Below are 11,850 nucleotides of genomic sequence, written 5' to 3'. Positions count from 1 at the left end.
AAACTCGCATCTCGCTTTAGCGTTTGGGGTCAGGTGGCTGGGGCAATAACAAGAGGAGGGAATCAAATGGCCGATCAGAAATTAGACGTCCGCGCATAGTCAAAGAACAAGAGAGTCGCGCGGCTGCCAGTGCCTCCCTCGGCTTCAACGCTGTAAAGCCACTCGTTGAGTTCCAAGCGTCGATGATGCGGCTGTTTGCCGAGAATGTTGATCAGGCGGCGAGCAACTATGAAAAGAGCTTCGAAGCCGTCAGCAAGCTCGTTGAGCGTTCGAGACGCGAGGCAGCGTAGAGTTTGATGGAAAAGAAAACGCCCCGGCACCTCTCCGGAGAAGCTGCCCCAGGGGCCGCGTAGCTCGCCTGATTGGGGCAGATTAATTGCATAGCTTTCCTGGTCCGGGTTCGTTCAAGGGGCGACGTACCGCGCTCAAAGCGAAACGGCCCCAGCGGCACGAAGCTGGGGCAGTTTCAGCGCCTTTAGCCAGCCGCGCTCGATCGCGAGCTTGAGCCTGGCGCCATATTCGGACGGCTTGGCCTTCTCGTGATCCAGGAATGGGTAGTTGATCTTGTCGATGTGGATGCGTCCGTCTTGCACGGGCTCGACAGCATGTGCGAGCTCCATCAGCCGGCGGCTGGCTTTCTCAGGATCGGCGTAGGGGCGGTTCTCTGCGTACTTCATGCTGCGAATTTATCTTCCTTGTCCGGGCCGCGCATGACGATCTTCAGGGCGTCGTCGGGCAGCGGTCGCTGGAGCGCCTTGGCCTCATCCCACGGCGCGCGCAACCAGACGTCGCGCTCCTCGTCAGTCGTCAGGATGACAGGCATGGCCTTGTCATGGATCGGTTCTACGACAGCGTTCGCCTCGGTGGTCAGGAAGCCATAGACGAGGTGAGGGCCGGGGATCGGTTTTTGCTGCGCATTAATTGCTGTACTCCAGCGCGATTCTTCGGATCACTGCAGTCCGCTTTTGATCGAGCATGGCCAAAGTGTTGCGCAGAACAGAGCCGCGCACATCGACCAATGCCTTGAGCAACCGCGACGAGTACCGAGCACTGGCCTCGTCGGCCGACTTGATGGCAACGGCGACTGCCGCACGGTCGCGATCGAGCTCCAGCGTCGATGTCTGTGGATCATCGAGCGCTGCGCCGAGGGCAACCGCCAAGATCAACGTTGTCGCCATTAAGACTATATGCTTTGCGGGCGGCATGAATGCGCGGCACACAAATCACGTTCTGCGCCGGCATCTTCTCGTCCCCTCCCGTGGTGTATTTCTCACGATCCTGTCGCGATTGTCGCGCCCAGTCTCGAGAAGTCGGATTCTGTGCTATCGGCGAAATCTATATTCAACCAATCGACTACGAAGCTACAGCTCTAATTCCTTGACTCAAGCGCGGGCGTCCCGAGGTAAAAAGCCCACTGCATCGCTGCTTCTCAACGCACCCCTCGCATTCCTCAACATAACCATTCTTCCAATCGGAGATAGATTGAACTGCGTAGGGCCATACAGAACGTTCGAGCACGCACCGTGGCAAGTTGTAGACGGAGACGTTGAGCCCGGCCGCAACTAGCTGGTCGACGCTCTCTGCTAAACCCTGCCGATAATCCGTCGGATCAATCCATAGCAGAGCATCATTCGCGATAGCGAAACCGGTGTTTTCGAGGCCCATCAATGCCACATGATCCACAAACGGCACATTCCGAGCGATCCAACGGCAGGTGTCTAGGATCGTCGGGGCTGTTAAGGCGTGGAGCACCACCCTGATTTCAACACGCTGCCCCCGGTCTTTCAGTTTCAAGATTCCAAGAATTGTTTCGTCAAAAGCGCCTTTGGCCTGCACGACGTGATCATGGACGTGATCGACCGCCGAATAGACGGGGATCGCTGCAATCAAGTTCGGATGCCTGACCGTGGTCCACTCGTCAACTATTTCAGAATTAGAAAAAGCGCGCCCATTTGTTAGGACTTGAAGGGCTGTCTGGGGGAGCAAGTCGCGACAGTTCGCCAGTACGGCTATGAAGCCGCGCCAGTCCGTTAGCGGCTCGCCACCCGTGAACGTAAGTGAACGCGTCGCTGGATCGACGAGTGGTAGACTTTCTCTGATCTCGTCCAATATCCAACCGTCATCGACATCCTTTGGTGGCTGCGAGCACATCAAGCAATAGTTGTTACACCGCTCTGTCACCAGGAAGAGTTGTGTTTCGAGTTTCGACGGAACAACGTTCGAAATCGTTTCGACGCGTGACGGATGCCGATGATGTCTCCATCAGCAAAATAGTCGAATTTAGTACCGACCGAAATTACCCGAGTGTCGCTCTCAGCGTCGAGCAGACGGTCTCCTTCCTCGCCAACGAAAAAGACGGCCTTCCAATTCGCATTTCTCGCGAGGTCAAATTCTTCGGGTGTGCGGGCTAGTGCAAAATCTGATGGAGTCTGGTTAGGTTGGCTTTGTATAGCTCTCAGCCTTACGACCGATCTATGGCTTTCGTTACCAAACCCAATGCAACGGGTGGCTGTCCCAAACAGCTGTAGGGTCATGACCCAGCCCATCGACGCAAGATAGCTGCATCTTCTGGTGAATTCTCTAGAATGTCGAGCAACAGGTTCATGATGCCCTTTTGCCTGGCACAAAACGCAGAAAGTGGCTTGATCCCGAGCGCATCACCCTGCGTAGCATGATGGTAGACTGGATCTGCGCCACAATGGCTCTCGAAAACGCAAGTTGAACATTCTGGTGCGCTTTGCGTCAGCGACAGTGAAATCGCGTCGACCAGTTTGTCCGACAGGATGAGCGAATTGTAGCTATCGCTGTTGACGTGTCCGAGGCGAAAAGAATGATCCCCTGCTTCGGCCAGCATCCTTCCCTCGTCGGAGGCGAATACACTGCCGTCGTAATTATATACAAGCGCGCCGATGCCGATGCCGGCGGGGCTGCGCAAGTCTACGTAACCGATGGGTTTGTCAGTTAGCATTCGGGTCAGGATCAGTGCAGCGTAAAACTCCCGAAAGGCTTTGCCCTGACGATTGATCTCCAAAACTCGCCGCAAACCATGTTCGTAAAACCGAAGCCAGTTTTGAACGTCGTAACGCTGGTACTGTTTTGTCTTTATAGCGAAGCCAAACGGCGACAGAGGCCGCAGAAAGATACCATCCAAGCCAAGTTTTAGGTACTCGTCGATGATGTCATCGACGCGATCCAAACTCGCTTCTGTAGTGGTCATTAACGCGCCCACTCGATCAGGTCCAAGCATGTCTCGCGCGCGACGGATTCCAGCAACCGCTAACTCATAGCTGTTTCCGCCTGGCCTCGGTCGGTTCTTGTTGTGCAGTTCGGCAGGGCCGTCGAGTGACGTGGAGAGCAATATTTCATTGGACTTACAAAAATCCAGGACCTCGTCATCTAACAGGGCCAGATTTGAGGCGATAACAAAGTCGACGTTTTTCCCAACAATCGAAGATCGCTGCTTTGCAGCTGAAACGATCGTTTTGATCAATCCGAAATTGAGAAGAGGTTCACCGCCTTGGAACTCGATCTTGATCCGCGATGCTTGGCTCTGGAACGCGATATCGAGGGCCCGATGCGCGGTCTCATCCCTCATGTCAAATCGCGAGCGATCTGTGCTTTGGCGGGAAACCTGGCAATACGGACACGAGTGTTCACACCGCAAGGTCACAACGAAAATATGAAGCGGCGTGATTTGGCGCAGGAACGACATCCGGCTTCGAAGGCGCGCCGCGAGAATTTGCCGCTGAGCCTTTTGATTGCTTCCGGTGATCAAGTGGGCCGCGTAAGCCTTCTCATATAGGCCGTCGCCTGGCCTCACTCGCAAGTCAACCAGGTTGTTAATCTCTTCTTCGCTTAAGCGAACGAAGTCTCCCACTATATTGGATACGAGATATTCGTTGGATCTCGTCCGTTCCAAATTGAACGGCAGCAAAGAGATCGCTTCGCTGGACGCGCCGAAAGCATCGGGCGGTTGAAAACGAGCCATGTCAATTCGGTGTTTAGATTTTCAATTTGGCTCGTTTCGAGCAGTTGCAAGGGAGCCAAAAGCGAGGGCAAGTATTAGGTTGCGAACGCCCTCCGTCTTTTCCGTCACTCGGGCTCTTAGATTTTCATCCGTTACAAGGTTAAGAAATCGGGTTCGCAGAGAGTCGCTAGTCAGCTCTTCTGTACGGGACGGATGAATCGGCGCGGCAAGGTGACAAACCAATCGATCATTGACGCGCTCGATTTTACAAGTCGCCGTTCCGATAAGGCGGTAGGCGGCGGCCTCAAGAGCACCCAGAGTCTGGATGCTCGAGTCAAAATCGATGGCTAACTCAATGAGCGACGTTTGTTGACTAGTAGCGGCTTGACGCATGAGACGCATGGGATGCATGCGAAGCGTGGGATGTATGCCCGGCCACTAGGGTGCCGTCAGGCTGTCTCGTCATCACGAACCCAAGAAGATCCTCACCAACCTGAATGTGGGCGTTCGGCAGGAGCTTCGAGGACGCCGACCTACCTTCTGGTACGGTGGTATCTTTGTTAACGACTGCTGGTTTTGCTTCCGCTCCCTGCACTGATAGACCCGACAGTGCAGCAAGCGCAGCGCCAACAGAAAGAAGCGACTTAGATTTTTCAGCCATTTTTTGTACCCCCAGCCAAATCAACCAAGAAGAGATGTACAACCCATGCGGGTGAAGAGTCCATGGGGCCAGCCTAAAAAATGGGCGTTCTTAGACAAAAGTCGGTGACGCGGGGCGGCGCCGACCGCATCTTGGTTTGTCGTGATGCTGGAGAGAATGCGCAATTCGGCAGCCGCCATGGACGAGCTCTCCAGCGTTATCCCGTCTTAATCGACAGATCTCTCCGCTTCCGTACGTAATAGCCTTGCCTCTGAACTGCCGACCTAATCTCGTCACTCACTTTGAGAACTTTTTTCCTGGACTTGCGCCATCGTCCCAAGGCGACAACGGGTATGGGAAGTCCCTTACTAACGACGAGCAGATCGCGTCTTTCGTTTAAATAAACATCAAACATGTGCCTTCCCCCGAGCCAAACGATAAGGTTATCTTTCGGAGCAGAAGCGCAGGTTGCAAAACTGTCACACAGAGCGGCTTGTTTAACCGATTTGGTCGCGACAGCCGTGGCGCGACCATAAACACGCGGCTTTTGGCTTGCATCCTGTGAACAGCGGGGAATACTCCCGGTGGTAATCCGCCCTATCGCAGTTTTCTGCTTGGATGTTGTTCGTATATCACACGGACACACCAGTTTCCGCATCGCGTCGCGGTAAACACCTCAGGCTTGCGCCCCAGCTAAGGGGCTGTGGATGGGAGCTAAGTTTCGCCCACTACGCGCTGTTGATGGAGCGCGACGCCGTGGGAGCCAACGATGCCGATTAACGATTTGATAGACAGACTGATCGAGGAATGCCGCGGTGACCTTCACGGAGCTTTACGGGCACTCCTCCTGATCAACGAGCGTCTCGAAGCCGAGCTGCAATACGTCTATGAGCGATCTAATATCGCTCCACCGCATCGGGGGACGCTGCACTAACCACTAGTCTGTGCTTGGCGGTGGTGCCTCGACGCATCAACAACATCTCGCGCTCATTGCCAACGGTTATGTTGAGCGATGCCGAGGGAACGAGCTGCGTGGGACCTGCCGGTTGTCTAACTAACCCAAAAGCGTATGGACCTGACTATGGCATCGCCCGATTGGGCCCGCTCGATATATTCTCGCGTACGGGGCGGACACTATGAGCGGCATCCAGAACATTTCGTATCCGGAGCACATAAGCCCTCAGTAGATTATGGTCCTTCTTCACGACTGGTTCGAAGCGCCCGGGCATTTCCGGCCGCGTCGTCGTTTTTGCAGATCGGACAGGGTGCGTTAGCACCGCCGCAAGAACAGGCGCGCTCGCCCAACCACGACTTATCGGGATGGTTCTCGCAGACCCAGCGGCAGTTGTCGCAGCGGGCGCACCACTTCATCAGAGGTCTCTGGTGCGTGGAGGGATGCTCTGCTACGCCACCACAACGACGAACATGGCGGAAAGTCCGCCTGGTCCGATCGCAGTGCGAATGCGTTGCTTTCGATCCCGTTGATCAATGAATGCGAGGTCGTAGATCGTAATGAAGTCCCCATCGATCATAGAGGCATAGCGATCGATCAGGACTGCAGCAGTCGAAGCGAGACGTTCGATAATTAGGGAGGTAGGCGTCGTTGAGAGAGGGGTGCGCTTAGCGTACCCATGGACATATGGGTAGTGATGCCGACCGTGTTGACCTTAATGTCGCGCATCGCCTGGTCGGTCTTATTGCACATATATACTGGCATGCTGAGCTAGTCACCGTGGTCCGGAAAATACAGCGCAATTCCGCCGGGAGCCTTCTCGGGAGCCGGGATGATGTAGCCCCGGTCGCGCAGAGTCTCCGGTGCAAATGCAATAGGAACACTTGTGATGCGCGGCGAGAACGGTGCACCGCTGCCGACAGCTTCAGCTCGGGCCACGAGCAGCGTGGCGCCAGTCTGCTTGCATGCTTCGATCGCGTCACGCAGGCGGGCACGAGAGAAGCCGTCTGTCTCCGGCTCGATGTACTCAGCTTTGATAATTGCGGGACGGCTAGTGAGCAAAATGTGGACGGCAGCTCGCTGCTCCTCAAGAGCCTGATCCGAATATGAACGATCAATAGGACGATTCATGGGGTACGTTCTGTGGATCCGCTCGATCGGTGATGTCGTCGTCGCCGACCACGTCAGGCCGTGATACGGCCCGCTGATCTAGCCTCCGCGGCATAGGCGGATAGCGGTCTATCTGCGGCGAAGTGCAGATCGCGCTCGACCGGCAACGCTAGGAATGCCGATCTTCTTAAGATCGGCGGTAAAATCTGTCTAAGAGAACGAGACAATGCCATCATGGTGTTCCTTTGCGCCGCCGGTCATACACCTTGCAGCCACAGTTCTGGATTACTGCTTCGGATGGTTTGGCGCCGGGCCGATTGTAGCCGTAGAACGGACCAGCCGCCCGGTAGAATTGCATACCGTCAGGCGCGAGCTCATAATCGGATCGCTCGCATAACAATCAGGTCAGCCGACCTCGTAGAAGGCGTAGCGGAGTTGGCGCGTCGTTGGATCGAACAGGCCGGTGCCGATCGCTTGGATGCTGTTGAGCCATCCATAATGGGGATCGCCGGTCTCGAAGCGGGGCGCGACGACGGCCCGGTGCGGTCCCGTCGCCGAGAAGCGCAGGCGGCCATTGTACTGCACGAAGATCAGCGCATCGTCGTCGGTCGGCACGGTGAACCGCACATCCAGCATGGCAAAGGAACGGTCGCGCGCCACGATCAGCCAGTCGGCGGCGGCCTTGCCCGCCAGCGAGGCGTTGAGGCGGGGGCCGCTGATCCGGAGCGTGGCGACCTCGGACACCGCCCGCTCGCCGAGCGGTGCGTCTGATAACGCGAAGCGCTCGCCCATTTCGGCGTCGACCTCGCAGATCGGCGTCAGCGTCGGCGGCGGCAGGTCGTCAGCGGGACTCATGGCGCTACTGCGCGGTGGCCATGCGGACCATCAGCTTGCCAAAATTCCTGCCGTTGAGCATGCCGATGAAGGCGGACGGCGCCTTGTCCAGGCCATCGACGATATCGTCGCGCGTCCTGATCTTGCCCTCGCGCAGCAGCTTCGCGACCTCCTGGATCGCGTTCGGGATCGCCGCGATGTGGTCGGAGATGATAAAGCCGCGCACATTGATGCGGTTGCGCAAGAGCGTGCCCCAGTCCGGTCCGGGCGAGGGGGCGGCCTGGTTGTATTGGGCGATCAGGCCCGACACCACGGCGCGGGAATGCCGGTTCATCCGCGGCCATACCGCATCGAGCACCGCGCCGCCGACATTCTCGAAATTGATGTCGATGCCGCCGGGCGTGGCCTTGGCCAAGTCGCCGATGAGATTACCGGCCTTGTAGTCGACGCAGGCGTCGAATCCGACCTCGTCGACGACATAACGGCATTTGTCCGGGCCGCCGGCGATACCGACGACACGGCAGCCTGCGATTTTGGCCAACTGGCCCGCCGCCGTGCCAACCGCGCCGGCCGCCGAAGACACGACTACCGTCTCGCCTGGCTTGGGCAAGGCGAGGTCCATCAGGCCGATATAGGCGGTCCAGCCGGGCAGGCCGAGCGGCCCGAGCCAGGCCGGCAACGGCGCCAGCTGCGGATCGACCTTGCGCCAAGTGCTCGCCGCGGTGGCGACGTTGTAGTGCTGCCAGCCGCCCATGCCGTGAACGTGGTCGCCGGGCGCGAGCGTCGCCGACCGCGACTCGACCACGATTCCGACGACGTGGCCACGCATCGCCTCGCCGAGCTTGACCGGCGGGATGTAGGAATCCTTCTCGTCCATGATCCCGCGCATGTAGGGATCCAGCGAGAGATAGAGCGTCTTCACCAGCGCTTCGCCGTCGGCGAGCTCGGCGGTGTTGCGCTCGAACAATTCGAAATCGGCCTCGGTCGGCATGCCCACCGGGCGGCGCCTCAGCAGGATCATCTGATTTGCAGGCATTGTGAACTCCAGAGGTCAGGACGAGGTGAAGAGGATCTTGCCCTTGGCGCGCGCGGCGTGGCTGATCGCCTCGCGCGGCGACGACAGCGGGTAGCTGTGTTCGACGGGCACCTTGATCGAACCGTCCGCGATCAGCGGCAGCACCTCGTTCAGGATGTCGGCGACCAGTTTGGGATCCGCCGATCTGAACCATTTGATCAGCCAGAAGCCGCGGATGGTGAGGTCGCGGAAGATCAGATGCGGCGGAAACGCTACCGCAGGCTGACCGCTCATGCCGGCATACACGACGAGCGTTCCGCCTTTTGCGACCGTACCGGTGAGGGAACGCATCGCCTCGCCGGCGACGCCTTCGAGGCCGAGCCGGATCGGCGCCTTGCCGGTTGCCTCGGCCACGCGCTTCGGCAGGTCGGGGCCATCCACCAGCACCACATCGCCGCCGGCAGCCTTCAGCTCATCGATCAGCTCTGGCCGGCGCACCACGTTGACGGTCCGCAATCCGCGCGCCTTGGCGATCGCGATCACCGCGCGACCGACGCCTGAATTCGCGGCGTTCTGGATCACGAATTCGCCGGGCGCGAGATCGACGAAGTCGGTCAGCATCAGGCGCGCGGTGAACGGATTGATCAGCGCCATCGACGCCTGCGCGTCGTCGATGCCGGCGGGGACCTTGACCGCGCGGTTTGCGGAGATCGTCAGATAGTCGGCCCAGGTATCGTGTCCGTAGGGAATGATGACGCGGTCGCCGCGCTTGAAGTCGGTGCCCGCGCCCGCGTCGACGACGGAGGCGACGCCTTCGCCACCCATGCCCGTCGGCAGCGGCGGGCGCTTGCCGTAGAGCCCGCGCATCAACAGCAGATCCGCCGGATGGATCGGCGCGGCCAGCAGCTTGACCTTGAGCTGTCCTGCGGGAGGCGAGGGCGGCTCGCTCGCCTCCACGGTCCTGACGACATCCCACGGTTTTCCATAATCGACGACCTGCACGGCAAACATGCGCTTCCTCCCATTGTTGTTGTTCGAAATCAGGCGACGGCTTCCGCGACCAGGGCGGGATAGTCGGTGTATCCGCGCTCGCCGCCGCCATAGAAGGTGCCGGCGTCGGGGGTGTTGAGCGGCGCGCCGATCGCGAAGCGATGCGGCAGGTCCGGATTGGCGATGAAGGCGCGGCCGAACGCGATCGCATCCGCATTGCCGGTCTTCAGCTCGGCTTCGGCGGATTGTTGTGTAAAGCCGCCCGAGGCGATCAAGGGGCCGTTGAAAAGCTTGCGGTACAGCGCGGTGACGGAGGCGGGCGCCGCGAGGTTGAGCCCGTCGCGGATGCCTGCGTTCGCCCGCGGTTCGATCAGGTGAAGATAGGCGATCTGCCGCGCCGACAACGCCTCGATGGCATGCCCGAACAGCGCGGCGGGATCGGAATCGGCCATGTCGCCGACAGCGCCGAATGGCGACAGCCGGACGCCGACGCGGTCGGCACCGCAGACCTCGATCAGGCCCTCGGTCGCTTCCAGCAGCAGGCGCACGCGATTTTCGATTCCGCCGCCGTAGCGATCGGTCCGCCGGTTGGTGCGGTCCTGCAGGAACTGGTCGATCAGGTAGCCGTTGGCGCCGTGCAGCTCGACGCCGTCGAAGCCGGCCGCCAGCGCGTTGCGCGCCGCGCGCCGGTAGTCCGCGAAGATATCAGCGATCTCGTCGGTCTCCAGCGCGCGCGGCGTCTCGTAGGGCAGGCGCTCGAACGCGGCGCCGAACGCCTGTCCGGTCGGCGCCACGGCTGAGGCGGAGACCGGGAGGGAGCGATCGCTGCGATGGCTCGAATGCGAGATGCGGCCGGTGTGCCAGAGCTGCATGAAGATCACGCCGCCCTTGGCGTGGACCGCGTCCATCACGGCCTTCCAACCGGCGATCTGCTCGTCGGAGTGGATGCCCGGCGTGCGCGGATAGCCCTTGCCCTGCCAGGAGATCTGCGAGGCCTCCGAGATGATGAGGCCGGATTGGCTGGCGCGCTGCCCGTAATACTGGGCGTTCAGCGCGCCCGGCGCCGCGCCGGGCTCGGAGGCGCGCATCCGCGTCAGCGGCGCCATCACCACCCGGTGCGCAAGCTGATAGCGGCCGATCTTGACGGGAGAGTGCAGTATCTGATGCATCGGATCCTCCTAAGACGACCAGTCATATTGAAACCGGTCAGAGCAAGGCGTTGCGGGTTTGGCTTGTCATCGCGTGGTGAGGCTGGTGAACACCACCTTCTCGAACGCCTCTAGCGCGCTGCAGTCCTTGTCGACCTTGGCGCGCATGACGGTGCCTTCCCAGGCGTTCAGAAGGAATGAGGCGATCATTCTGGCATCGATGTCACGGCGCATGGAACCGTCGGCCTGGGCTTCGCGGACGCAGGATTCGATGCCGCGGGTCCATGCGGCCATCACGATGGCCAGTCGTTCGCGGATCGGGCGGCTCTGGTCGGACATTTCGGTTGCCATGTTGCCGATCAGACAGCCACGCTGATACTTGGTCTTGCGGGAGATCTCGTCGAGCGACCGGAAATATGATTTGAGCCGAACGATGGGAGCGACGTTCGTGTCGTTCAGCGCGCCCAGATGGGCCAACGCGCGCTGCCAATAGCGCTCGATCACCTCGATGCCGAGCTCTTCCTTGCTCTCGAAATGATTGTAGAACGAGCCCTTCGGCACACCTGCCGCGTCGGTGATGTCCTGCACGCCGGTAGCGTTGAAACCCTGCCGGTGCAAGGTATCAAGTGCCGCCGCGACGATATTCTCTTTTACGCTCGGTCTCGCCATGGTTCTCAATATGACCGATCGTCTTATGCTGTCAAGGGAGAAGGACGAAAGGTACTCAAGGAGCAGGCCAAGCCGGTTGACGTGGAGCCAAGATCGCCCAAACCGCCGAGCTTGGGACAGCGCAGAAGTCCCTTAGAACCGTGATTTCACTCACAAGGTCATAGGCTGCGAGATCCGTCGCGGTAAGGAGGCGAGATCCAATGCCGTTACGCTGGCCATGACCTAGCGGCCCCACTCTTGATCCGCGATGATCGCGTTGGCTGGAACTAGCTCAAATTCGCCCATGATGGATTGGAGCGAGAATTCAACTTTTTCAATTAGTTAGAGGGCAGCATGTGCACGATGTGTGCACCAAGAGATAAAAGAAAATCTAAAGACCGCCAACGAGAGCAGGCGTTCTAAACGCTCATTAGTGTCGGCGTGGGCTGTGAATGCCTCCGAAAGCGTTTGATCATGTTCCAAGGCGGACGAGATCAATCCGACTCCCAGTCGGGGGAATGAGCGCGTATCGAACGGCCGCTGTTG

At 59.2% G+C, this 11,850-nt stretch carries 14 protein-coding genes and 2 pseudogenes; all 16 read right to left on the bottom strand.

Annotation, left to right across the window (positions count from 1 at the left end):
* Window positions 1-425 precede the first annotated feature (425 nt).
* Entirely contained in the window at window positions 426-677 is a 252-nt protein-coding gene (locus ACZXDY_RS32355) for a hypothetical protein (protein WP_464348312.1), read from the bottom strand.
* Window positions 674-913: pseudogene (locus tag ACZXDY_RS32350) on the bottom strand (SOS response-associated peptidase family protein); the annotation flags it as partial. The gene ACZXDY_RS32355 and the pseudogene ACZXDY_RS32350, both read right to left, overlap by 4 nt.
* Window positions 914-917: 4 nt before the next feature.
* Window positions 918-1,160 (bottom strand): hypothetical protein, encoded by a 243-nt coding sequence (locus tag ACZXDY_RS32345; RefSeq protein ID WP_464348311.1) that lies wholly within the window; start codon window positions 1,158-1,160, stop codon window positions 918-920.
* Window positions 1,161-1,353: 193 nt separating this feature from the next.
* On the bottom strand, window positions 1,354-2,226 hold the full coding sequence (gene hxsC, locus ACZXDY_RS32340) for a His-Xaa-Ser system radical SAM maturase HxsC (RefSeq protein ID WP_464348338.1): 873 nt from the start codon (window positions 2,224-2,226) through the stop codon (window positions 1,354-1,356).
* A 304-nt stretch (window positions 2,227-2,530) separates the two neighbouring features.
* Window positions 2,531-3,988 (bottom strand): His-Xaa-Ser system radical SAM maturase HxsB, encoded by a 1,458-nt coding sequence (gene hxsB / locus ACZXDY_RS32335; protein ID WP_464348310.1) that lies wholly within the window; start codon window positions 3,986-3,988, stop codon window positions 2,531-2,533.
* A gap of 352 nt (window positions 3,989-4,340) precedes the next feature.
* Entirely contained in the window at window positions 4,341-4,628 is a 288-nt protein-coding gene (gene hxsA2, locus ACZXDY_RS32330; protein ID WP_464348309.1) for a His-Xaa-Ser repeat protein HxsA2, read from the bottom strand.
* A 20-nt stretch (window positions 4,629-4,648) separates the two neighbouring features.
* Entirely contained in the window at window positions 4,649-4,807 is a 159-nt protein-coding gene (locus tag ACZXDY_RS32325; protein WP_464348308.1) for a hypothetical protein, read from the bottom strand.
* 17 nt (window positions 4,808-4,824) lie between these two features.
* On the bottom strand, window positions 4,825-5,022 hold the full coding sequence (locus tag ACZXDY_RS32320; RefSeq protein WP_464348307.1) for a hypothetical protein: 198 nt from the start codon (window positions 5,020-5,022) through the stop codon (window positions 4,825-4,827).
* Between the two features lie 1,308 nt (window positions 5,023-6,330).
* Window positions 6,331-6,690: a hypothetical protein gene (locus ACZXDY_RS32315; protein ID WP_464348306.1), complete on the bottom strand. Its 360-nt coding sequence runs from the start codon at window positions 6,688-6,690 to the stop codon at window positions 6,331-6,333.
* Window positions 6,691-6,743: 53 nt separating this feature from the next.
* Window positions 6,744-6,902, bottom strand: a complete 159-nt coding sequence (locus ACZXDY_RS32310) for a DUF2958 domain-containing protein (RefSeq protein WP_464348337.1) — start codon at window positions 6,900-6,902, stop codon at window positions 6,744-6,746.
* Window positions 6,883-7,024: pseudogene (locus ACZXDY_RS32305) on the bottom strand (alpha/beta fold hydrolase); the annotation flags it as partial. The pseudogene ACZXDY_RS32305 and the gene ACZXDY_RS32310, both read right to left, overlap by 20 nt.
* 50 nt (window positions 7,025-7,074) lie before the next feature.
* Window positions 7,075-7,524, bottom strand: coding sequence for a DUF3237 domain-containing protein (locus ACZXDY_RS32300; RefSeq protein WP_464348305.1), 450 nt, complete (start codon window positions 7,522-7,524; stop codon window positions 7,075-7,077).
* A gap of 4 nt (window positions 7,525-7,528) precedes the next feature.
* Entirely contained in the window at window positions 7,529-8,539 is a 1,011-nt protein-coding gene (locus tag ACZXDY_RS32295) for an NADP-dependent oxidoreductase (protein ID WP_464348304.1), read from the bottom strand.
* 15 nt (window positions 8,540-8,554) lie between these two features.
* Window positions 8,555-9,529: a zinc-dependent alcohol dehydrogenase family protein gene (locus ACZXDY_RS32290; protein WP_464348303.1), complete on the bottom strand. Its 975-nt coding sequence runs from the start codon at window positions 9,527-9,529 to the stop codon at window positions 8,555-8,557.
* Between the two features lie 29 nt (window positions 9,530-9,558).
* Entirely contained in the window at window positions 9,559-10,677 is a 1,119-nt protein-coding gene (locus ACZXDY_RS32285; protein WP_464348302.1) for an alkene reductase, read from the bottom strand.
* Window positions 10,678-10,743: 66 nt separating this feature from the next.
* Window positions 10,744-11,325 carry a TetR/AcrR family transcriptional regulator gene (locus tag ACZXDY_RS32280; RefSeq protein WP_464348301.1) on the bottom strand — a complete coding sequence of 194 codons (582 nt, stop codon included), beginning with the start codon at window positions 11,323-11,325 and terminating at the stop codon, window positions 10,744-10,746.
* Window positions 11,326-11,850: the final 525 nt, after the last annotated feature.

The organism is Bradyrhizobium sp. LeoB3 (assembly GCF_055456055.1).
The sequence above is the reverse complement of the archived record's forward strand: the minus strand, read 5'-3'. Positions and strand labels throughout refer to the sequence as shown.

Bases quoted from the DNA above. Each gene is read 5' to 3' on its own strand.
- ACZXDY_RS32355 (WP_464348312.1), bottom strand. From the start codon at position 677: ATGAAGTACGCAGAGAACCGCCCCTACGCCGATCCTGAGAAAGCCAGC.
- hxsB (WP_464348310.1), bottom strand. From the start codon at position 3,988: ATGGCTCGTTTTCAACCGCCCGATGCTTTCGGCGCGTCCAGCGAAGCG.
- hxsA2 (WP_464348309.1), bottom strand. From the start codon at position 4,628: ATGGCTGAAAAATCTAAGTCGCTTCTTTCTGTTGGCGCTGCGCTTGCT.
- ACZXDY_RS32325 (WP_464348308.1), bottom strand. From the start codon at position 4,807: ATGGCGGCTGCCGAATTGCGCATTCTCTCCAGCATCACGACAAACCAA.
- ACZXDY_RS32320 (WP_464348307.1), bottom strand. From the start codon at position 5,022: ATGTTTGATGTTTATTTAAACGAAAGACGCGATCTGCTCGTCGTTAGT.
- ACZXDY_RS32315 (WP_464348306.1), bottom strand. From the start codon at position 6,690: ATGAATCGTCCTATTGATCGTTCATATTCGGATCAGGCTCTTGAGGAG.
- ACZXDY_RS32310 (WP_464348337.1), bottom strand. From the start codon at position 6,902: ATGGCATTGTCTCGTTCTCTTAGACAGATTTTACCGCCGATCTTAAGA.
- ACZXDY_RS32300 (WP_464348305.1), bottom strand. From the start codon at position 7,524: ATGAGTCCCGCTGACGACCTGCCGCCGCCGACGCTGACGCCGATCTGC.
- ACZXDY_RS32295 (WP_464348304.1), bottom strand. From the start codon at position 8,539: ATGCCTGCAAATCAGATGATCCTGCTGAGGCGCCGCCCGGTGGGCATG.
- ACZXDY_RS32290 (WP_464348303.1), bottom strand. From the start codon at position 9,529: ATGTTTGCCGTGCAGGTCGTCGATTATGGAAAACCGTGGGATGTCGTC.
- ACZXDY_RS32285 (WP_464348302.1), bottom strand. From the start codon at position 10,677: ATGCATCAGATACTGCACTCTCCCGTCAAGATCGGCCGCTATCAGCTT.
- ACZXDY_RS32280 (WP_464348301.1), bottom strand. From the start codon at position 11,325: ATGGCGAGACCGAGCGTAAAAGAGAATATCGTCGCGGCGGCACTTGAT.